The 20,129-nt window shown below is 64.5% G+C and carries 21 protein-coding genes; 17 read left to right on the forward strand and 4 right to left on the reverse strand.

All coding sequences use genetic code 11. The features are described 5' to 3' along the window. The first annotated feature begins 265 nt into the window (after positions 1–265). From rho to DQ353_RS06265, 16 genes are all read left to right on the forward strand, one after another. Positions 266–2,527 carry a transcription termination factor Rho gene (gene rho, locus DQ353_RS06190; RefSeq protein WP_113761906.1) on the forward strand — a complete coding sequence of 754 codons (2,262 nt, stop codon included), beginning with the start codon at positions 266–268 and terminating at the stop codon, positions 2,525–2,527. Positions 2,528–2,675: 148 nt separating this feature from the next. Then, positions 2,676–3,758, forward strand: coding sequence for a peptide chain release factor 1 (gene prfA / locus DQ353_RS06195; protein WP_113761907.1), 1,083 nt, complete (start codon positions 2,676–2,678; stop codon positions 3,756–3,758). A gap of 9 nt (positions 3,759–3,767) precedes the next feature. Beyond that, positions 3,768–4,637, forward strand: coding sequence for a peptide chain release factor N(5)-glutamine methyltransferase (gene prmC, locus DQ353_RS06200; protein ID WP_113761908.1), 870 nt, complete (start codon positions 3,768–3,770; stop codon positions 4,635–4,637). A gap of 21 nt (positions 4,638–4,658) precedes the next feature. After that, a complete protein-coding gene (locus DQ353_RS06205) occupies positions 4,659–5,645 on the forward strand; it encodes an L-threonylcarbamoyladenylate synthase (protein WP_113761909.1) in 987 nt (328 codons plus the stop codon). Beyond that, positions 5,642–6,760 (forward strand): MraY family glycosyltransferase, encoded by a 1,119-nt coding sequence (locus DQ353_RS06210; protein WP_113761910.1) that lies wholly within the window; start codon positions 5,642–5,644, stop codon positions 6,758–6,760. Before DQ353_RS06205 ends, DQ353_RS06210 begins: the two co-directional genes overlap by 4 nt. Before the next feature lie 167 nt (positions 6,761–6,927). Continuing rightward, complete coding sequence (locus DQ353_RS06215; RefSeq protein ID WP_113761911.1) at positions 6,928–7,425, forward strand: hypothetical protein; 498 nt, start codon at positions 6,928–6,930, stop codon at positions 7,423–7,425. Continuing rightward, on the forward strand, positions 7,412–7,660 hold the full coding sequence (locus tag DQ353_RS06220; protein ID WP_113761912.1) for a hypothetical protein: 249 nt from the start codon (positions 7,412–7,414) through the stop codon (positions 7,658–7,660). The genes DQ353_RS06215 and DQ353_RS06220 overlap by 14 nt, the downstream gene beginning before the upstream one ends. 78 nt (positions 7,661–7,738) lie before the next feature. Then, positions 7,739–8,545, forward strand: a complete 807-nt coding sequence (atpB, locus tag DQ353_RS06225; RefSeq protein ID WP_071213156.1) for a F0F1 ATP synthase subunit A — start codon at positions 7,739–7,741, stop codon at positions 8,543–8,545. Between the two features lie 94 nt (positions 8,546–8,639). Further along, positions 8,640–8,855 (forward strand): ATP synthase subunit C-like protein, encoded by a 216-nt coding sequence (locus DQ353_RS06230; protein WP_071213157.1) that lies wholly within the window; start codon positions 8,640–8,642, stop codon positions 8,853–8,855. 74 nt (positions 8,856–8,929) lie between these two features. Continuing rightward, positions 8,930–9,484, forward strand: coding sequence for a F0F1 ATP synthase subunit B (locus DQ353_RS06235; RefSeq protein ID WP_113761913.1), 555 nt, complete (start codon positions 8,930–8,932; stop codon positions 9,482–9,484). Continuing rightward, positions 9,484–10,296, forward strand: a complete 813-nt coding sequence (locus tag DQ353_RS06240) for a F0F1 ATP synthase subunit delta (protein ID WP_113761914.1) — start codon at positions 9,484–9,486, stop codon at positions 10,294–10,296. Before DQ353_RS06235 ends, DQ353_RS06240 begins: the two co-directional genes overlap by 1 nt. A 121-nt stretch (positions 10,297–10,417) precedes the next feature. Then, positions 10,418–12,055 carry a F0F1 ATP synthase subunit alpha gene (gene atpA, locus DQ353_RS06245; RefSeq protein ID WP_113761915.1) on the forward strand — a complete coding sequence of 546 codons (1,638 nt, stop codon included), beginning with the start codon at positions 10,418–10,420 and terminating at the stop codon, positions 12,053–12,055. A gap of 78 nt (positions 12,056–12,133) precedes the next feature. After that, positions 12,134–13,027: a F0F1 ATP synthase subunit gamma gene (locus DQ353_RS06250; protein WP_113761916.1), complete on the forward strand. Its 894-nt coding sequence runs from the start codon at positions 12,134–12,136 to the stop codon at positions 13,025–13,027. 57 nt (positions 13,028–13,084) lie between these two features. Next, positions 13,085–14,542, forward strand: coding sequence for a F0F1 ATP synthase subunit beta (gene atpD, locus DQ353_RS06255; protein ID WP_113761917.1), 1,458 nt, complete (start codon positions 13,085–13,087; stop codon positions 14,540–14,542). A gap of 2 nt (positions 14,543–14,544) precedes the next feature. Further along, positions 14,545–14,829, forward strand: coding sequence for a F0F1 ATP synthase subunit epsilon (locus tag DQ353_RS06260; protein WP_071213163.1), 285 nt, complete (start codon positions 14,545–14,547; stop codon positions 14,827–14,829). A 7-nt stretch (positions 14,830–14,836) separates the two neighbouring features. Continuing rightward, the gene (locus DQ353_RS06265; protein ID WP_245348092.1) at positions 14,837–15,274 is read left to right on the forward strand and encodes a DUF2550 domain-containing protein; all 438 of its coding nucleotides are present in this window, start codon (positions 14,837–14,839) and stop codon (positions 15,272–15,274) included. Positions 15,275–15,421: 147 nt separating this feature from the next. Here the strand turns inward: DQ353_RS06265 and DQ353_RS06270 are convergent, their stop codons facing one another. The 3 genes from DQ353_RS06270 to nucS form a co-directional block, all read right to left on the reverse strand. Beyond that, positions 15,422–15,625, reverse strand: coding sequence for a cold-shock protein (locus DQ353_RS06270; protein ID WP_068735141.1), 204 nt, complete (start codon positions 15,623–15,625; stop codon positions 15,422–15,424). A 448-nt stretch (positions 15,626–16,073) separates the two neighbouring features. Further along, positions 16,074–17,297: an N-acetylglucosamine-6-phosphate deacetylase gene (locus DQ353_RS06275; RefSeq protein WP_113761918.1), complete on the reverse strand. Its 1,224-nt coding sequence runs from the start codon at positions 17,295–17,297 to the stop codon at positions 16,074–16,076. Positions 17,298–17,442: 145 nt separating this feature from the next. Beyond that, positions 17,443–18,138, reverse strand: coding sequence for an endonuclease NucS (gene nucS, locus DQ353_RS06280; protein WP_113761919.1), 696 nt, complete (start codon positions 18,136–18,138; stop codon positions 17,443–17,445). A 114-nt stretch (positions 18,139–18,252) separates the two neighbouring features. Between nucS and DQ353_RS06285 the strand changes: the two genes are divergently transcribed. Continuing rightward, positions 18,253–18,603: an Rv1322 family protein gene (locus DQ353_RS06285; protein ID WP_113761920.1), complete on the forward strand. Its 351-nt coding sequence runs from the start codon at positions 18,253–18,255 to the stop codon at positions 18,601–18,603. A gap of 41 nt (positions 18,604–18,644) precedes the next feature. Here the strand turns inward: DQ353_RS06285 and DQ353_RS06290 are convergent, their stop codons facing one another. Further along, positions 18,645–19,970 (reverse strand): AI-2E family transporter, encoded by a 1,326-nt coding sequence (locus tag DQ353_RS06290; RefSeq protein WP_286166653.1) that lies wholly within the window; start codon positions 19,968–19,970, stop codon positions 18,645–18,647. Positions 19,971–20,129 lie beyond the last annotated feature (159 nt).

Raw genomic sequence — 20,129 nt, forward strand, 5'->3', positions numbered from 1 at the left:
CGGCGGGCGGATCTTGGGGAATTCGATCATCACAAACCATTTTCGCCGAGGCGAGCAGGCACACCCACACCATCCGATTGAAACCGTCAACCATGTTGGTGATTCGATCCCTTGGTGTGTCTTACGATCGACCGACGCACATGCCCCGCTCTTGCGGGGCGGTGCCCGGCCGAACCTTTTCCCGCATCTGACGCGGGAACAAGGGGTAGTCAATAGCTGCGGATCTCTCTGATGAAATCCGCCCGACGAGGGGGAAGGAACCTTCGTGACCGAAACCACCAGCCTTACTGCAGGCGTGGAAGAAAACAACGCATCCAAGGGCGGCGGACTTGCCGGCCTGAAACTTGCACAATTGCAGGTGCTTGCGTCCCAGCTGGGCATCACCGGCGGTTCGCGGATGCGCAAGAACGATCTTGTCACCGCGATCTCGAACCACCAACGTGGCGGTTCCGTGGCCGACCGTGACGCCAAGGCCAAGGCAGAGCCCAAGGCCGACGCCAAGACCGAGGCCCCCGCCAAGGCAGAGTCGAAGGCACCCGCCAAGGCTGCCGCGAAGGCCCCGGCCAAGAGCGCCGCCAAGACGGCAAGCAAGCCCGCCGAAACCGAGACCGCCGCAGCCCCGGCCGCCGAGGCCAAGGCCGAAGCCCCGGCCCGCCGCACCCGCAGCCGCCGCGCCGATTCCTCCGGAACCGCGGCCGCGGCCGCGGAAACCGCACCGGTCGCCACCGAACCGAAGGCCGCCGAGACTCCGGCTCCCGAGGTCAAGGCCACCGAGGCACCGGCCAGCGAAGAGCGCGCACCGCGCCGCAACACCCGCAACCGCCGGGCCGAATCGACCGGAACCGCAGCCGCCGAGGCTCCGGCCGAGGCAACCGCTGCGCCCGAGCAGGCATCGGCCGAGTCCACCGACTCCTCCGAGTCGAACCAGGACAACAACGAGCCACGCAACGAGCGCGGCGACCGCCACGAGCGCAACCGCAACCGCCGCGACCGCAACCGCAACCGCCGCGAGAGCAACAACAACGATTCCTCCGAGCACGGCGACAACGCCGAGGCCCACGAGGAGAAGCCGGCCGAGGTTCGCTCCAACGACCGCGCCAACGACCGCGTCAACGACACGAAGTCGGCCGACCGCTCCGAGGACCGGGTCCGCGAGGGCTCCGAGGACCGTGCCGCCAACCGCCGCGAACGCAACCGCGAGCGCAACGAGCGCAACCGCGACCGCAACCGCGATCGGAACGACCGCCAGGATCGAGGCAACGACCGCCAGGATCGCGGCAACGACCGGAACGATCGCAATGACCGTACGGACCGCAACAACCGCCGCGGCCGCAACCGCAACCAGCCCGATGTCGATGACACCGAGTTCAGCGACTCGGACGTGCTGCTTCCGGTGGCCGGCATCCTGGACGTGCTGGACAACTACGCGTTCATCCGCACCTCCGGCTACCTCGCCGGCCCGTCGGACGTCTACGTCACCCTGAACCAGGTCAAGAAGTACAACCTGCGCAAGGGCGATGCAGTGGTTGGCGCCATCCGCGCCCCCCGCGAGAACGAGAACGCCAACTCGCGCGCCAAGTTCAACGCACTGGTCAAGCTCACCGCGATCAACGGCAAGGCCCCGGAGGAGAACACCAATCGCGTCGACTTCTCCAAGCTGACCCCGCTGTACCCGACCGAGCGCCTGCGCCTGGAGACCGACCCGAAGCTGGTCGGCCCGCGCGTCATCGACCTGGTCGCCCCGATCGGCAAGGGCCAGCGCGGCCTGATCGTCTCGCCGCCGAAGGCCGGCAAGACGCTGATCCTGCAGTCCATCGCGAACGCCATCACCATCAACAACCCAGAGGTCCACCTCATGATGGTGTTGGTTGACGAGCGTCCCGAAGAAGTCACCGACATGCAGCGCACCGTCAAGGGCGAGGTCATCGCCTCGACCTTCGACCGCCCGGCGGACGACCACACCACCGTGGCCGAGCTGGCCATCGAGCGCGCCAAGCGCCTGGTGGAAATGGGCATGGACGTCGTGGTCCTGCTGGACTCGATGACCCGTCTGGGCCGTGCCTACAACCTGGCCGCCCCGGCCTCCGGGCGCATCCTCTCCGGCGGTGTCGATTCCTCGGCGCTGTACCCGCCCAAGCGCTTCTTCGGTGCCGCACGCAACATCGAGAACGGCGGCTCGCTGACCATCCTGGCCACCGCGCTGGTGGAGACCGGGTCCAAGATGGACGAGGTCATCTTCGAGGAGTTCAAGGGCACCGGCAACATGGAGCTGCGCCTGAGCCGCAAGCTCGCGGACAAGCGCATCTTCCCGGCCGTCGACGTCAACGAATCGGGCACCCGCCGCGAGGAGAAGCTGCTCTCGCCGGACGAGGTTCGCATCATGTGGCGCCTGCGCCGCGTGCTCTCGGGCCTGGACACCCAGCAGGCGCTGGAGACCCTCACGGGCAAGATCCGCGAGACCTCCTCGAACGCCGAGTTCCTGATGCTGATCAACAAGACCACGCTGGGCTCCAAGAACGACGCCTAGCTGCCTACACGCCCAGTTTCACCGTGCCCGGATTTCCGGTGCCGGTGAAGCTGGGCGTTGGTCGTTAACACCGGCACCGCATCCGCACCCCCAAGATCCTCTTTCGTTCCCTACACTGGGAACCAGTCGCAGTGAAAGAAGTTGAAACATGTTTGAGTCCGTACAGGGCCTTCTCGATGAGCACGCAGCCCTCCAGGCGCAGCTCTCGGATCCCGCCGTCTACCAGGACCAGGCGATGGCCCGCAAGCTCGGTCGCCGCTCGGCCGAACTCAACGGCATCGTCGAGGCGCACAAGCGCTGGAAGCAGGCCACCGAGGACCTGGAGGCTGCCCGCGAGATGGCCGACGAGGACCCGGACTTCGCCGCCGAGGTTGCCGAGCTCGAGGTGAAGCTGCCCGTGCTCGAGGAGAAGCTGCGCCGGCTGCTCATCCCGCGCGACCCCAACGACGCACGCGACGTGATCCTCGAGGTCAAGGGCGGGGAAGGCGGCGACGAGGCGGCACTTTTCGCCGCGGACCTGCTGCGCATGTACACCCGCTACGCCGAGAACATGGGCTGGAAGACCGAGCTGATTTCCTTCAACGAGTCGGACCTCGGCGGCTACAAGGACGCCCAGATGGCGATCAAGGGCAAGTCGAACGATCCAGCCGAAGGCGTCTACGCGCACCTGAAGTTCGAGGGCGGGGTGCACCGCGTCCAGCGCGTGCCGCAGACCGAGTCCCAGGGCCGCATCCACACCTCCGCCGCCGGCGTACTGATCCTGCCCGAGGTCGACGAGCCCGAAGAGGTGGACATCCACCCGAACGACCTGAAGGTCGATGTGTACCGCTCCTCGGGACCCGGCGGCCAGTCGGTGAACACCACCGACTCCGCGGTGCGCCTGACCCACATCCCCACCGGCATCGTGGTGGCCATGCAGAACGAGAAGTCGCAGATCCAGAACCGCGAGGCCGCGATGCGCGTGCTGCGTTCGCGCCTGCTGGCCCACCAGCAGGCCATCATCGACGCGGAGAACTCCGACATCCGCAAGTCCCAGGTGCGCACCATGGACCGCTCCGAGCGCATCCGCACCTACAACTACCCGGAAAACCGGATCGCGGACCACCGCACCGGCTACAAGGCGTACAACCTCGACCACGTGATGAACGGCGAGCTCGAACCGCTGATCAACTCCTGCATCGAGATGGACGAGCAGCAGCGCCTTGACGCCATCGGCGGGGACAAGGGCTAGGCGCGGCACGTGAGTGAACCGGGTTTCGGCAGGCCGCTGGCGCAGGTGCTCGGCGATGCCGCCGCCGTCCTCGAGGCGGCGAAAGTCCCCTCGCCGCGGGTGGACGCCGAGCTGTTGGCCGCGCACGTGCTGGGGATTTCCCGTGGCAGGCTCGCCTCGATGGTGATGATGGGGGAGTGCTTCACCGCCGGGGATGCCGAGGCGTACGCGCGCCTGGTCTCCAAGCGCGCCACCCGCATCCCGCTGCAGCACCTCACCGGGCTCGCCCACTTCCGCTACCTGGACCTGGCGGTGGGCCCGGGGGTGTTCGTCCCGCGCCCCGAGACCGAGTCGGTGGTCCAGTTGGCCATCGACTTCGCCTCCGACCTGGTCCACCCGCTGCTGGTGGACCTGGGCACCGGCTCCGGGGCCATCGCCGGGTCGCTGGCCCACGAGCTGCCCGGCGCCCGCGTGCATGCCGTGGAGCTGTCCGACGACGCGTTCGGCTACGCATCGCGGAACCTCGAGCCGCTGGGCGTGCACCTGGTCAAGGGGGACCTGGCCGACGCGTTGCCCGAGCTCGACGGCACCTGCGACGTGGTCGCGTCCAACCCGCCCTACATCCCGGCCAACGCGGTCCCGCGCGAGCCCGAGGCCCGGGACCACGACCCGGCCATGGCGCTGTACGGTGGCGGGGAGGACGGCATGGTCCTGCCGCGGGCCGCCGAGGCCTCCGCCGCACGCTTGCTGCGCCCCGGCGGCTTCTTCGTCATGGAGCATGCAGAGGTCCAGGCCGGGGCCATGGCGGCCATGTTTGCCGCCTCCGGGCACTGGAAGAAGATCGAGACCCACCTGGATCTGACCGGCAGGGACCGGGCCACCAGCGGCATCCGCCGCTAGGACAGACCGAAACATGGAAGAATGAATCACGTGACTTCACGTTTTGATGCCCGCGACAGCCAGGAACTAGAGACTGGACTCGAGGCCGCACGCGCCGCACTGGCCGAAAACCGGTGCATCGTGATGCCCACCGACACCGTCTACGGCATTGCCGCCGACGCCTTCTCCGCCCAGGCGGTGGCCACCCTGCTGGCCGCCAAGGGCCGCGGACGCAGCATGCCGCCACCGGTGCTGATCCCGCAGGCCGCAACGCTGGACGGATTGGCCGCCGACATCCCGGACTTCGCCCGCGAGCTGGCGGCGCGGTTCTGGCCCGGCGCGCTGACCCTGATCCTGCATGCCCAGCCGTCGCTGACCTGGGACTTGGGGGAGACCCGGGGAACCGTGGCCCTTCGGGTGCCCGACGACGAGATCGCCCGCGACCTGCTCAAGCTCACCGGCCCGCTGGCCGTCTCCTCGGCCAACCGCACCGGCCGGCCCGCCGCGGACACCGCCGAAGCAGCCTTCGACCAGCTCGGCGAAACCGTCGAGGTGTACCTCGAAGCCGGGCCTCGCCCGGTTTCCGGCGACGCGCTGGGTTCCACCATCATCGATTGCACGCTCACCCCGCCGCGGGTGGTGCGCGCCGGAGCGCTGTCGCTCGAGCTGCTGCGCGGGGTCGTCCCGGAGCTCCTGGACGCCGACGGTCGGCCGGATCCGGCGACCGCCAACGAATCCGAGGCCCCCGAGGCCGGCACCGCGGAAGCGCCCGACGCAGCCGAATCCGCTGACGGTGAAGTCGACGCATCCGCGGCAACCGACGCCTCCACCCAAACCGCTGCGGAAGTTGCCAGAGTCCCCGAGGAAACGGCCGACGCCTCCGACAACCACGATGCCGATCAGGCCGAGACGTCCCCGGCAGCCGAATCCGAAGCACCGGCAGATCCCGGTGCATCCCAGGACGCGACATCGAAGCAGTCGCCACCCCAGGGCGAGGACGCGGCAGGGGAGTCCGCCCGCTCGTCATGAGAATCTATCTCTTGCTGATCGGGATCACCTTCATGACCTCGTATCTGCTTACCCCGGTGCTCCGTGTCGTGGGCGTGCGCTTCATGCCCAAGTCCCCGGTGCGCGACCGCGACTTCCACGAAAAGCCCACCCCCAAGCTCGGCGGGGTCGCCATCATCGGCGGCCTCTACCTCGGGATCCTGGTGGCCTCGCAAATTCCGTTCTTTGCCGGGATCTTCCGGTCGCCCGAACCCGTCCAGGGCGTGATGATCGCCCTGGGGATCATCTTGGTCATGGGGGTGCTTGACGACCTGTTGGACCTGCGCTGGTGGATCAAGCTCATCGGGCAGATCGCGGTGGGCCTGGTCATCGTCAATCACGGGATCCTGCTCAAGGCCCTGCCGGTGGGTTCCCTGCAAATCGAGTCCCCGATAGTGCAGATCGTGGTCACTGTGCTGATCATCGTGGGCACGATGAACGCGATCAACTTCGTCGACGGCTTGGACGGACTGGCTGCCGGCATCTCCGCCATTGGTGCGGCGACCTTCTTTGTATACAGCTACCTGCTGGCCACACGCGTCAGCGCCGAGGACTACGCCAACTTCTCCGCCCTGCTTTGTGCCGTGCTGCTCGGGGCGACGCTGGGCTTCCTGCCGCACAATTTCCAGCCTGCCTCCATCTTCATGGGGGAGACCGGGGTGTTGGCCATCGGGATGCTTTTTGCGGTGGCCACGCTGGCGGTCACCGGGGATGTGCTGGGGGAGGATGCCTTCCGTTTCCGCAATGTCCCGGCCTTCATGCCGGTGATACTTCCGGTGGCGGTGATCGTGCTGCCGTACGTCGACCTGCTGCTTTCGGTGATCCGGCGAACCGCCAATCGCAGGTCACCCTTCAGCGCTGACCGCGGGCATATCCACCACCGCCTGGTCGATCTGGGGCACAGCCCCCGCGCCGTGGTCATCATCCTTTACCTGTGGGCGTCCCTGGTCGCTTCCGGCGTCGTGGTCATCTCACTGACCAACCGGGAAATCGCAATTCCCCTCTATGTTGCGGCCTTTGTTTTCGTGACCTTGGTCACCTGGTGGCCACTGCTCAAGCGCGCCCGGGGCAGGGCCCCGACGCCCGGCAGAAACTAGCGGCACACGGCTTGCGCAGGACCTCCGGCAGCCGGGTCGAGCCCCCGTTCTATCTCGTGTAGAATTCAAGGGTCGCCTTCACCGGTGACATCCCCCCAGCAGGCCTCGATACCAGGCAGGCGCCCGCAGCAAGCGGGCCCTTCTGTATACAAGGGAACTGAAAATACATGATCAAGCCGGAACGCGGTTCCAAGGCCAGCGGTGCATTGGTTGCATCGTCGGCTCCGCGTTCCCCCTGGCTGGGGATCCTGAAGACCTGTGTTGCCTACACCGTTGGTGTCGGCACCCTTGCCTCCCTCGCCGCATGGCCGATCCTTGGCGCACGCGAGGCCGGCTCCCTGGCCTTCGGTTGCGCGTTGATCGTTGTGTTCTTCGGCGTCAGCCTGCTTGTCGCCGAATGGGCCGGGCGCTATCGCAGCACCTGGGCGCTGCCGGCATTCTTGTTCATGTACATCGCCAAGATCCTGGGAATGGGATTTCTGGTGCTTTTCACCGGGCTGCCCGATTGGGTGCTTGCGCCCTACTTCATGTGGGGAGCCCTTGGTTCCCTGGTGCTGTGGCAGTTTGGCGAGATCCGAGCCTTCTCCCGGGCACGACTTCCCATTTTCAATTCCGACGATCCATCGCCCTCCCCTTCCGCAGGAGGGGATCATGGACAACCCTGAAACCAATTCCGTTCAAGGGCCGAAACAGCCCCGCGTCCGCGAGTACGTCAACTACATTGTTGGCGGGCTCATCGCGTGGGGTTTGATAGGCTGGGGTTTGGATCTTTTGCTGGACACCCGCTGGATTGTTTTCCTCGGTGCGCTGCTTGGCGCAACCGCAGGAATGTTTCTGGCTCGCCACCATTTGCGGCATCGACGCCGCGGGTTTTCACCAGACGATGAGATCGACCAATAGAACTTCACACGGTGGGCGGCGCCTTGCGCCGAATCACCGATATTGCCCCACGACCGAAACTGCAGAGAGGACAGCGCGTTGACCGCGTTTGCGCTTCCGACGGCCACTGAACCTTATGTCCCGCCGTCGATTTCCGACACCCACCTTCCCGAGGTGCTGCCATGGTTAGCCGAGTACGGGACCGGTTTCGGCAAGCAGATGGTCATGATCATCCTCTCGATCATCTTGATCGTGTGGTTCTTCAAGTCGGCCATCAAGAATCCGAAGCTCGTTCCAGGCAAGGTACAGTTCCTGGCTGAAAGCGCCTACGGCTTCGTCCGTAACGGCATTGGCCGCGACATCATCGGCGAAAAGAACTTCGCCCAGTGGGTCCCGCTGTTGTTTGCGACCTTCTTCTTCGTCTTGCTGAACAACCTGTTCGGGGCCATCCCGTTCCTTCAGCTCCCGTCCTTCTCCCACGCCGGTGCAGCGTACGCCATGGCCATCATCATCTATGGCACCTGGATCGCTGTCGGCGTGAAGAACCACGGCATCCGCTACTTCAAGCTGGCTGTCGTTCCCTCGGGCGTCCCGGGCTGGATCATGCCGCTGATGGTGCCGCTGGAAATCATTTCCAACTTCATCGTCCGCCCGTTGACCCACTCCTTGCGTCTGATGGCCACCATGCTGGCCGGCCACATGATCGTGATGCTGGCAGCAACCGGCGCACGCCACCTGATCATGGTCCAGGAGTCCCTGGCCATGAACGCCATCGGCGTTGCCGTCATCGCAGGCTCGGTGGCAATGTACTTCCTCGAACTCCTGATCATGGTCCTGCAGGCGTTTGTCTTCGCCCTGCTGACCGCCATCTACATCCAGGGTGCCCTGGATGCAGACGCCCACTAGTTCGGGCTCGCACCAACAAAAAATAGTTTTCCCCTTCAACAGGGAATGACCTCACAACCTGCCGACAAAGTGTCGGTATCTTGAAAGGAACGAAATGGAACTCCACGGCTCCCTTAACATGATCGGCTACGGCCTGGCTGCAATCGGCTCGGCCATTGGCGTGGGCATGATCTTCGCTGCCTACATCAACGGCGTAGCTCGTCAGCCGGAAGCACAGCGCATCCTGCAGCCCATCGCCATGCTGGGCTTCGCCCTTGCAGAAGCACTTGCCATCCTGGGCTTGGTCTTCGCCTTCGTCGTCGGCGCCTAGTTCCCCTCGTAGTGGCCCTGCCACTGTCGCAGGCGCCATTGCAATTGGAACTTAAGAGATAAGGAAGAGTGAGAATGATCAGCAACGAATTGATCCTCGCTGCAGGTGCGGGCGCAAACCCGCTGCTTCCGAACCCGTGGGAAATTCTTGTCACTGCCGCAGGCTTCGCTGTCCTGTTGTTCATCGTGGTCAAGTACATTGCCCCGGCATTCGAGAAGTCCTACCAGGACCGTGTCACGGCCATCGAGGGTGGACTTGAGAAGGCAGAGGCCGCACAGGCCGAAGCCAACGCCACCCTGGAGCAGTACAAGGCACAGCTGCTGGAAGCACGCACCGTAGCCAACCGCATCCGTGAGGAAGCGCGCGAAGAAGGTGCACAGATCCTCGCGGAGCTCAAGACCAAGGCCGCCGAGGAGTCCGCTCGTATCACCGAGCAGGCACATCGCCAGATCGAATCCGAGCGCGTCGCAGCGGTTACCTCGCTGCGTGCCGAGGTCGGAACCCTGGCAACTTCTTTGGCCAGCAAGATCGTCGACGACGCTCTTGAGAACGATGACCGCGCTTCCCGCGTGGTCGACAAGTTCCTGGCAGACCTGGAAAACCAGCAGAACGCAGGTGCATCGAACTAATGGCAGGTGTATCGAGCGAGTCACTGTCCGCGGCGCTGGCGTCGTTGGAAACCAAGCTTGCACACGCGTCCTTGGAATTGTCCGCCGAGCTATTTGGAACGGTTGACGTTCTGGATGGCAACGCAGGCCTGCGTCGCGCACTGACTGATCCGGCCCGTGGGGCCTCGGACAAGGCTGGCCTCGTGGCCAAGCTGTTGCACGGGAAGGTGTCGGCGGAAGCCGAAGCCACCGTCGCGTCTCTGGCATCCTCGCGTTGGAGCTCGGCACGAGACATTGGCGATGCATTGGAAACCCTGGCGGCAACTGTCGCCATCGTGGTGACCGAACGTCAGGACGGTTCCGCGGGACTGGAGAGGCTCGAAGAAGACCTCTTCGCGTTCATCCGTGTGGTTGGGTCCAGTCATGATCTGCAGCGTGCACTCGATGATTCCAAGGCACCGGACGAAGCCAAGAGCGCCCTGGCGCTCAAGCTGGTTCCGAACGCCTCGGACGCATCGGCACTGCTGATCCGCCAGGCCGTCGCTTCGCCGCGCGGGCTCAAGCCCGTTGCACTTCTGGAGCGCTTCGTGGAATTGGTGGCTAAACGCCAGGACCGCTGGATTGCCCAAGTGAGCGTCACCCGTGATCTCACGAGCGAGCAAACAGCGCGCCTGCAGGCAGGCCTGAACAACCTTTACGGCCGGGACTTGAAGATCAATGTCGAGATCGACCCGGCACTAGTTGGCGGCATCCGCATCAAGGTGGGTGACGAGGTTGTTGACGCAACCATCGCCACCCGCGTCGCGGATCTTCGCCGCCAGTTGGCAAGCTAGGCAGCCCCCCCACCACAACGGGGGGCCTGCCTTGCAGGCCAGTCACCATAGACTGAATCAAATTTCGGTTGCCGCAAGGATCCAACGCGGCAATCACAACTTAGGAGAGCAGGGACTGCAGATGGCCGAATTGACCATCAACGCCGACGACGTCCGCAATGCCTTGAATGAGTTCGCAGCGTCCTACGAACCGGGCAAAGCTGAGCGCACCGAGGTCGGCCGCGTAACCACGGCAAGTGACGGCATCGCCAAGGTGGAGGGTCTTCCCTCCGTCATGGCCAATGAGTTGCTTCGCTTCGAAGACGGCACTCTGGGCCTGGCCCAGAACCTTGATACCCGCGATATCGGTGTTGTTGTCCTTGGCGACTTCACCGGCATTGCCGAAGGCCAGCGCGTTGAGCGCACCGGCGAGATCCTTTCGGTTCCGGTTGGCGACGCCTTCCTGGGCCGCGTGGTCGACCCACTGGGCGAGCCGATCGATGACCTGGGACCGATCGCGGCCTCCGGCCGTCGTGCCCTGGAAACCCAGGCACCCGGCGTCACGCAGCGCAAGTCGGTTCACGAACCGCTGCAGACCGGCATGAAGGCCATCGACGCGATGATCCCGATCGGCCGTGGCCAGCGCCAGCTGATCATTGGTGACCGCCAGACCGGCAAGACGGCCCTGGCCGTGGACGCCATCATCAACCAGAAGGCCAACTGGGCTTCGGGTGACACCAACAAGCAGGTCCGCTGCATCTACGTGGCAATTGGTCAGAAGGCTTCGACCATTGCCGCAGTGCGCCAGACCCTTGCGGACAACGGCGCCTTGGAGTACACGACCATCGTGGCCTCCCCGGCATCCGACCCGGCCGGTTTCAAGTACCTGGCACCGTACGCAGGCTCGGCCATTGGCCAGCAGTGGATGTACGACGGCAAGCACGTTCTGATCGTCTTTGATGATCTGTCCAAGCAGGCCGAAGCCTACCGTGCCGTTTCCCTGTTGCTGCGCCGTCCGCCAGGACGCGAGGCCTACCCGGGTGACGTGTTCTACCTGCACTCCCGTCTGCTCGAGCGTTGTGCCAAGCTCTCCGACGCGCTCGGTGCCGGTTCGATGACCGGCCTGCCGATCATCGAGACCAAGGCAAACGACGTTTCGGCATTCATCCCGACCAACGTCATCTCGATCACCGATGGCCAGATCTTCCTGCAGTCGGACCTCTTCAACGCCAACCAGCGTCCGGCCGTCGACGTGGGTGTTTCGGTTTCCCGCGTGGGTGGCTCGGCCCAGGTCAAGGCCATGAAGAAGGTTTCCGGTACGTTGAAGCTGGAATTGGCCCAGTACCGCGACATGCAGGCCTTCGCCATGTTTGCCTCGGACCTGGATGCCGCTTCCAAGCAGCAGCTGACCCGTGGCGCGCGTTTGATGGAACTGCTCAAGCAGGGCCAGTACGCACCGTTCGCGGTCGAGGACCAGGTTGTTTCCATCTGGATGGGCACCAACGGCTACCTGGACGATGTCCCGGTTGAAGACGTTCGCCGCTTCGAGACCGAATTCCTCGCCCACCTGCGTCACCGCGCCAATGCGTTGACCGTGATTGCCGAAACCGGCAAGCTCGAGGACGAGACGGTCGAGACGCTCAAGTCGAACATCATCGACTTCAAGGCCGGCTTCTTTGGCCAGGGCGACGACAAGCTTGTCGCCGCTGGCAGCGAAGAATTCGACGCCTTGGCCGAGGGATCCGTCGACCAGGAAAAGATCGTCAAGCAAAAGCGCTGACATCACCTTTGAGTAGGGTTTGCCGCGTCACCACGTGTGGCGCGGCAACCCCTGCAAAGGGATAAGGAAAGGACAAACATGGGAGCCCAGATTCGGGTCTACCGCCAGAAGATTGCATCGACGACGTCGATGGGCAAGATCTTCAAGGCGATGGAACTGATCGCCTCTTCCCGTATTGGCAAGGCACGTGCGCGCGTCTCGGCATCGCTGCCGTACGCCAATGCGATTACCCGTGCTGTTACTGCCGTCGCGTCACAGTCCGAGGTCGAGCACCCACTGACCACCGAGCCGGAGTCAATCCGTCGCGCGGCGGTCTTGGTCATGACTTCGGACCGCGGACTCGCCGGGTCCTACTCCGCCAGCGTCTTGAAGCAGGCAGAGCACCTCGTTGAACTGCTCCATTCAGAAGGCAAGGACGTCAAGACCTATCTGGTCGGCCGCAAGGGCCAGGCGTACTTCGACTTCCGTGGACGGAAATACGCGAAGGTGTGGACCGGTGGAACCGACGCTCCGGAGTTTGAAACCGCACGCGAACTGCGCGAGGTCCTGCTGAAGGACTTCGCCGACGAGTTTGAAGCTGGTGGCGTGGACGAGATCCACGTTGTTTTCACCCAGTTCAAGTCGATGGTCGTTCAGGAGCCGACGGTCATTCGTTTGCTGCCGCTTGAGGTCGTCGAGGAGGAGTCCGAGACTCCCGCCGACGAGCTGCTGCCGCTCTACGAATACGAGCCGGAACCGGAGCAGGTGCTGGACGCACTGCTCCCGCGCTACATCGAGTCACGTATCTTCAACGCCATGTTGCAGGCAGCCGCTTCCGAGCTGGCAGCACGCCAACGTGCCATGAAGTCCGCTGGCGACAACGCCAACGAACTGATCAAGAAGTACACGCGTCTTCGTAACAACGCCCGCCAGGCCGAGGTTACCCAGGAACTTTCCGAAATTGTTGCCGGCGCTGACGCGCTGAACGGCTAACGGGACTTTCCTACCAACACTTACATCCACGCCATCTACACAAGTGAAGTGAGAGAGATGACTGCCCAACTTAACGAGCAGGGTACCGCTGCTTCGACCGGTGCAACCGGTCGTATCGCACGCGTTATCGGCCCGGTTGTCGACGTTGAATTCCCCGCCGACTCCTTGCCTGCAATTTACAACGCTCTTTCCGCTGAGATTACCCTCAACGGCGAGACCAAAACCATCACCTTCGAAACCAGCCAGCACCTCGGTGACTCAATGGTTCGCGCTATCGCACTGCAGGCAACCGACGGACTTGTCCGCGGTACCTCGGTGGTCGACTCGGGTGCCCCGATTTCCGTACCCGTTGGCGATGTCGTCAAGGGTCACATCTTCAACGTCCTGGGCGAGCCCCTCGACGTGGAAGCCTCGGAACTCGAAATCACCGAGCGCTGGCCGATCCACCGCAAGGCTCCGAGCTTCGCGAGCCTTGAAGGCTCGACCGAAATGCTCGAAACCGGCATCAAGTCGATCGACCTTTTGACCCCTTACATCAAGGGCGGCAAGATTGGTCTGTTCGGCGGCGCCGGCGTCGGCAAGACGGTTCTGATCCAGGAAATGATCACCCGTGTTGCACGTAACTTCGGTGGTACCTCGGTATTCGCCGGTGTTGGCGAGCGCACCCGTGAAGGTAACGACCTCTGGGTCGAAATGGAAGAAGCAAACGTTCTGAAGGACACCGCCTTGGTGTTCGGCCAGATGGATGAGCCGCCAGGCACGCGTCTGCGTGTTGCACTGTCGGCGCTGACCATGGCGGAGTACTTCCGCGATGTGCAGAACCAGGACGTGCTGCTCTTCATCGACAACATCTTCCGCTTCACCCAGGCCGGTTCCGAGGTGTCGACCCTTCTGGGCCGCATGCCTTCGGCCGTGGGTTACCAGCCAAACCTTGCCGACGAGATGGGTCTCCTCCAGGAGCGCATCACCTCGACCAAGGGCCGTTCGATTACCTCGATGCAGGCCGTTTACGTGCCTGCTGATGACTACACCGACCCGGCACCGGCAGCGACCTTCGCCCACTTGGATGCGACCACGGAACTTTCCCGTGAAATCGCTTCCCGTGGTCTGTACCCGGCCATTGATCCGCTGACCTCCACGTCGCGAATCCTTGACCCGCAGTACGTCGGCCAGGCTCACTACGAGACCGCGGTTCGCGTCAAGCAGATCCTTCAGAAGAACAAGGAACTGCAGGACATCATCGCGATCCTCGGCATCGACGAGCTCGGCGAAGAAGACAAGATCGTCGTGGCACGTGCCCGTCGCATCCAGCAGTTCCTTTCGCAGAACACCTACACCGCAAAGCAGTTCACCGGTGTCGAGGGTTCGACGGTTGCCATCAAGGACACCATCGAGGGCTTCAACGCGATCTGCAACGGCGACGTTGACCACATTGCCGAGCAGGCATTCTTCAACATCGGCGGCATGGACGACGTTGAGCGCCAGTGGGCCGACATCCAGAAGTCGACTCGCTAGTCATGGCCGAACTCCAAGTCGAAATCGTTGCTGCCGACCACTTCGTGTGGTCGGGAGCGGCGAAACTGGTCAAGGGACGCACCAGCAACGGCGAGATCGGGATCCTTCCCGGTCACGTGCCGATGTTGGCCGTCCTGGCTGCCGGGGATCTGGAAATCGTTCCGGTCTCCGGGTCACGGTTCTCGGTCCAGGTTGATGGCGGGTTCTTCTCCGTTGACGCCGACCGAGTGGTGATCGTAGCGGACAACGCCGTCATGGCCGACTCCGTCCCGGCGGGAACTCGATAGTCCTGCCTTGAACGAACTCGGCATTCCTGTACTCATCGTGTTGGCAGCCCTGCTGCTTGTGGTGATGTTCTTGGGTGCCATGGGAGTGCGTCGCATTCAATTGCGGCGCACTCTTGGCACTTTCGACGCTTCCATCTCCACGTCCTCCGGGAAGTGGATGATGGCGATTGCGCGTTATGGCCCTGGAGAGCTTGAGTTCCTCAAGCTCTTTTCGGTCTCCCCGATCCCGGTGCATCGATTCCTGCGGTCTTCCATCCTGCTCAAGGGCTGGAGAAAGCCCGAGGAAGAAGAAAAGCACCTGGTGCAGCCCGGAAGCGTCATCGTGATGATGAGCTATGAAGGCCGAGATGTCTTGATTGCCATGGATTACCAGACCTACAATGGCCTTTCGGCCTGGGTCGAGGCCGGCCCCGTTGCGGGTGTCGGCACCTGGCGGCAAGACTGATCAAGCAAGACAAAAGCCTGGGGCGGGATGAATAAATCATCCCGCCCCAGGCTTTTGTTTTCTTTTAGCGTTTCCGCCTATCCGATCGACTCCGCTGTGCGGGCCGGGGACAGAAGGGCGGGAAGTTCAAAGAGTTTGTGAAGTCCTTTAGAGACCAACCACACCGGTGGCCTGCGGCCCCTTGGCACCCTGTCCAACTTCGAATTCCACGCGCTGGTTTTCTTCCAGCGTGCGGAAACCGTTGGTCTGGATTTCCGAGTAGTGCACGAAAACGTCAGCCTCGGCGCCATCGGGAGTGATGAAACCGAATCCCTTTTCGGCGTTAAACCACTTCACGGTTCCCTGAGCCATGTATTTCTCCTCATTTAGTGCGAAAATCTGGCCGCTGCACCGTGCAACGGCCATAGGTGGTACTCAAGTGAGAAGATCACTGGCGTGGGTTTAACCCCGCCGCAGTCACTTCACACCCGCAGCACTGCTTTGGCGGGTATGACTAACCAACACAAAGACTGAGTCAAGCATCACACAATGGTGTGACTTGGGTCAATACCTTTGACTCAGATGGCAAGCAAAGACTTCACATGGGCCCTTGGGTGCCTACCCCGGGACGGGGCGCACCGGCGGATCCAGTCCCGCCGCGGTGCCGTCGGGCCAAGGGGAAACGGGGCCGTGGGGTCGGTGTGTCGGGCTTGCGGCAGCGCGGCCGGGCATGTGCAGCCATGGGGTGAAGCGGGGCGTCCGCCCGGCCGAGGGAAGATTCCCCGGGCCGGTGGAATCCGTGTGGCGAGGGGACCGTGCGTCAGAGCAAGTACTTGCCGTTGCGGACGACCTGCTGCAGCCCCAGATCCGCGTCCAGGATCAGCAGGTCCGCCGCAAAACCCTGGTGCAGCCGGCCGGCCTCGTCGATCAGGCCCAGCACGCTCGCCGGCACCTTGGTGGCGGAGACGAGGGCGTCGCGCAGATCCACCCCGGCGGCCACCGTGGAGCGAAGGACATCAAGCATGCTGGCGGTTCCCCCGGCCAGCGATCCGTTCGAGGCCAGGCGGGCTTCCCCGTTGGACACCATGACCTCGGCCGGGCCCAGCTCGTAGGTGCCGTCCGACAGCCCGGTGGCTGCCATCGAGTCGGTGACCAGCGCGATGGAGTCGGCCCCCACCAGATTGAACATGGTCCGGACCATGTCCGGGTCAAGGTGCACGCCGTCGGCGATGAGCTCGACGATGATCTTGCCCTGGGCAGCCATTTCCAGGCAGGCGGCGATCGGACCGGGTGCCCGGTGGTGCATCGGAGGCATCCCGTTGAACAGGTGGGTGACCGTGGGGCGCTCGGTGAAGCCGTCCACCCCGGCGCTGGCTAGTTCCTCGCGGGCCAGCGCCAGCGAGGCTGCGGTGGTGGATGCATCGGCATCGGTGTGGCCCAGCGACGGGACCACGCCCTGGGACACCAGCTGCTCGAGGAGCGCGTCGGCCCCGGGAAGTTCCGGCGCATACGTCATGGTGCGCAGCTGGCCGGCAGAGGCGTCGATCAGCTTATCGACGAAGTCCGGTTCCGGATCGGAGAGGAATGCCGGGTCCTGGGCGCCGCAGCGCGCGGTGGACAGGAACGGGCCCTCGGTATGGATCCCGGCGATGTCCCCGCGCTGGGCGAACTCGGACAGCACGGCGGCCGATGCCAGCATGTCAGCGCGCGAGGCGGTGACCAGCGAGGCCAGAAATGTGGTGGTGCCCGATCGGTGCAGGTGCCCGATGGCGGTGGCGATCTTCTCGCGGTCACCGGAGGGGAAGTCGCCGCCGGCCGCGCCGTGGCAATGCAGGTCGATCAGGCCGGGGATGATGATGGTTCCCTCGGGGCTTTCACGCAGCTCAAAGGCGCCGGCTTCGTCGAAGAAGGAGAACTCGCGCACATCGCCGGCGAACGCAATCCGGTTGCCCTCCACGGCGATGATGCCCTTGGTGATGTCCCTGCCGGGGGACACCAGTCGTCCGGTCAATGCGTAACGGTCGGGTGAGTCGGTGGAAGTCATGGACCCATTCTAGGTCCGAGCGCCCGCGTACGGAGGTAGCCGCGGCACAAGGTTGCGCGGTCCGCCTGCCTGGCCGGGCCAAGCCGGGCGGGTGCCGCAACGGGACATGGTCCCCGAGGCGGGGCAAAGGGGTGTCGCAGGGGCCCTAGAAGAGCCGTGCTGCCACGTCGTCGACGCCGCGCATCGCGTCGTAGTCCAACACCAGGCAGTCGATGCCGCGGTCGGTGGCCAGCGTGCGGGCCTGCGGCTTGATCTTCTGGGCGGCGAAAATGCCGCGCACCGGCTTGAGCAGCGGGTCGCGGTTGAGCAGCTCGAGGTAGCGGGTGAGCTGTTCGACGCCGTCGATGTCGCCATTGCGCTTGAGCTCGATGGCCACGGTGGCGCCGTAGGAGTCGCGGGCCAGGATGTCCACGGGACCGATGGCGGTCATGTACTCGCGGCGGATCAGTGTGTAGCCGGCGCCGACGGTCTCGATCTGGTCGGCCAGCAGGCGCTGCAGGTCCGCCTCGGCACCGTCCTTGATGAGCCCGGGGTCCGTGCCGAGGTTGTGCTCGGTGTCGTGGATGATCTCCTTGATGTGCACCACCAGGCGGTCGTCGGACTTCTGGTGGGCGACGTGCCAGAGTTCGATGTCGCCCTCTGCGGCCTGCTCCTCGTCGGGCTCGACGACCCGCATCACCGCCGGCGGGCTCATCCAGTTCAGCGGCTTGTAGCTGCCGCCGTCGGAATGCACCAGCACCGAGCCGTCGGCCTTGACCATCAACAGACGGGTCGCCAGGGGGAGATGGGCCCGAAGGCGGCCCTCGTAATCAACTGAACACTTGGCAATCACTAAACGCACAACAGGCACTCTACCGGGTTTCGCCGACTCCCCGGGCCCGCCGGGGCCCGGTCGTGGCGGGCCGGGGGTGCGCCGCGGGCGCGGCCCACCACGGAACTGGGGCAGAATTGGACCATGGCCCGCTCGAATCGACCTTCTCGCTCCTCCACGCCCGCACCCCGCTCCGGGCGGGTCAACAAGTGGACCCGCCCCGAGGCCCCGGGCGACGACGTTTGGCTGGAAAAGGCGCGCTACGGGGTCCAGCGCCTGCAGGACGCGCCGGACGGGCAATGGCACGTGCGCCGCATTTCGGCCGTCGGTGCGTCCAAGACCTACAAGTGCCCGGGCTGCGGACGTTTCATCTCCCCGGGGACCGAGCACCTGGTGGCGTGGAGGGCCGACCACTGGTCTGGCGATGACGCGTCGGCCGCGGGCCGCCGCCATTGGCACCCCAAGTGCTGGGAATCACGCTCCTACCGGTACTAGGCCGGCGAGCCACCTTCGGCAGCTGGCGGGCCAGGACGGCCCTAGCGGTTATCTTGCCGGGCGATGAAGACCTCGCGCAGGATCAGCATGATCGCCGCGGCCGCGGGGATCGCCATCAGCGCGCCGATGACCCCCAGCAGCGAGCCACCGGCGATCACCGAGATCACCGCCACCGCGCCGGGGACCGAGACGGCCTTCTGCATCACGCGCGGGGAGATGAAGTACGCCTCGATCTGCAGGTAGCCGAAGTAGCAGATCGCGTAGATGGCGGTGGTCTGCCACCCCAGGGTCAGCGAGATCAGGGACACCAGGATGCCGGCGATCACCGCGCCGACCAGCGGGATGAACGCCAGCATGGCGACGAGCAGGGTCAGCAGGGCGGCGAACGGCACCCCCAGGACGCTCATCAGGATCAGGGCGACGGTGGCATTGAGCAGCGCCACGAACGCCTGGCCCATGACGTAGTTGCCCACCGATCGGGTGATGGTGTCGCCCAGCTCCTCGACCCGTGCCCGGCGCGAACGCGGGGCCATGCGGTAGAAGAAGGACTTCATCGCCGGCATCGAGGCCAGGAAGTAGATGGCCAGCACCAGCACGATCAGCACGCCGAACACGCCCTGGGCGATGACGCTGCCCACGCCCAGCACGCCGCCGAAGATCCCGCCCACGGCCCCGGCGTCGGAAAAGAACTTGCCGATCTCCTGGCTGATCCGGTCCGAGACGTGGTACTGCGCATCGAGGCTGACAAAAAGCTCCGACTTCAGGAAATCGTCGACCAGCTTCGGGGCACGCTCGATGAACTGGGCCGTCTGCGCGGTGAGCGTGGGGATGATGCTGCCGATGAACCCGGCGGCCAGGACCAGCAGCGCCAGCATCGTGATCAGCACCCCGACGGTGCGCGAGATCCCGTGCGACACCAGGAAGCGCACGGCCGGGTCCAGCCCCAGGGCAATGAACAGGGCGATCGCGATCCAGATGACCAGCGAGCCCACGTTGGTCAGCAGGAAGAAGCCCAGCAGGGCCAGTCCCACGCCGACCGTGAACAGGAACCCGAAGGCGATCGGGTTGGCGGTCGGGGAAACATCCGCACCCGGAAGACCCGTGCCGGCCTCGTGCTTCGGCTCGGGCGGGAAGCCGAAGTTCGCCGGCGGCTTGATCCGTGCATCGAGCGTCTGCTGGGCGGTGCCCAGGATGCGGCGCCACCACTGCCGCGGACCCGCCGGCGGTCCCGGAACCGGGGTGCCGTCCGCGGAAACTTCCCCGGTGCCCGGAGCTCCCGAAGATTGCTGACCTTCGGCTCCGGGCACAGGCCCATGGTGGCCGGTTGCCGCCGTCGGCACTGCGTCGTCCCCGTCTTGAGTAGTCACAACCCCGAGCTTAATACCCGGTGCGGCCACTTGTCGGCATTGGGGCCCCGATGTCGGATACGGCAAATGGTGGCCGAGGCCCCACCGTGCCGAGCGTGGTGCTACCCACATCAAGGAACCCGGATGCGGTACAACTCGTTAGACTTATGGCGTGCCACC

This window comes from Arthrobacter sp. AQ5-05 (assembly GCF_003287975.1).
GTDB lineage: Bacteria > Actinomycetota > Actinomycetes > Actinomycetales > Micrococcaceae > Paeniglutamicibacter.

Excerpts from the sequence above, each read along its gene's own strand:
- DQ353_RS06270 (WP_068735141.1), bottom strand. The coding sequence starts at position 15,625 with ATGGCTCAGGGAACCGTGAAGTGGTTTAACGCCGAAAAGGGATTCGGT.
- DQ353_RS06235 (WP_113761913.1), top strand. The coding sequence starts at position 8,930 with ATGATCAGCAACGAATTGATCCTCGCTGCAGGTGCGGGCGCAAACCCG.
- DQ353_RS06240 (WP_113761914.1), top strand. The coding sequence starts at position 9,484 with ATGGCAGGTGTATCGAGCGAGTCACTGTCCGCGGCGCTGGCGTCGTTG.
- atpD (WP_113761917.1), top strand. The coding sequence starts at position 13,085 with ATGACTGCCCAACTTAACGAGCAGGGTACCGCTGCTTCGACCGGTGCA.
- DQ353_RS06250 (WP_113761916.1), top strand. The coding sequence starts at position 12,134 with ATGGGAGCCCAGATTCGGGTCTACCGCCAGAAGATTGCATCGACGACG.
- DQ353_RS06215 (WP_113761911.1), top strand. The coding sequence starts at position 6,928 with ATGATCAAGCCGGAACGCGGTTCCAAGGCCAGCGGTGCATTGGTTGCA.
- DQ353_RS06205 (WP_113761909.1), top strand. The coding sequence starts at position 4,659 with ATGAATCACGTGACTTCACGTTTTGATGCCCGCGACAGCCAGGAACTA.
- DQ353_RS06260 (WP_071213163.1), top strand. The coding sequence starts at position 14,545 with ATGGCCGAACTCCAAGTCGAAATCGTTGCTGCCGACCACTTCGTGTGG.
- DQ353_RS06285 (WP_113761920.1), top strand. The coding sequence starts at position 18,253 with ATGGCCCGCTCGAATCGACCTTCTCGCTCCTCCACGCCCGCACCCCGC.
- DQ353_RS06275 (WP_113761918.1), bottom strand. The coding sequence starts at position 17,297 with ATGACTTCCACCGACTCACCCGACCGTTACGCATTGACCGGACGACTG.
- DQ353_RS06220 (WP_113761912.1), top strand. The coding sequence starts at position 7,412 with ATGGACAACCCTGAAACCAATTCCGTTCAAGGGCCGAAACAGCCCCGC.
- DQ353_RS06210 (WP_113761910.1), top strand. The coding sequence starts at position 5,642 with ATGAGAATCTATCTCTTGCTGATCGGGATCACCTTCATGACCTCGTAT.
- prfA (WP_113761907.1), top strand. The coding sequence starts at position 2,676 with ATGTTTGAGTCCGTACAGGGCCTTCTCGATGAGCACGCAGCCCTCCAG.
- DQ353_RS06230 (WP_071213157.1), top strand. The coding sequence starts at position 8,640 with ATGGAACTCCACGGCTCCCTTAACATGATCGGCTACGGCCTGGCTGCA.
- atpA (WP_113761915.1), top strand. The coding sequence starts at position 10,418 with ATGGCCGAATTGACCATCAACGCCGACGACGTCCGCAATGCCTTGAAT.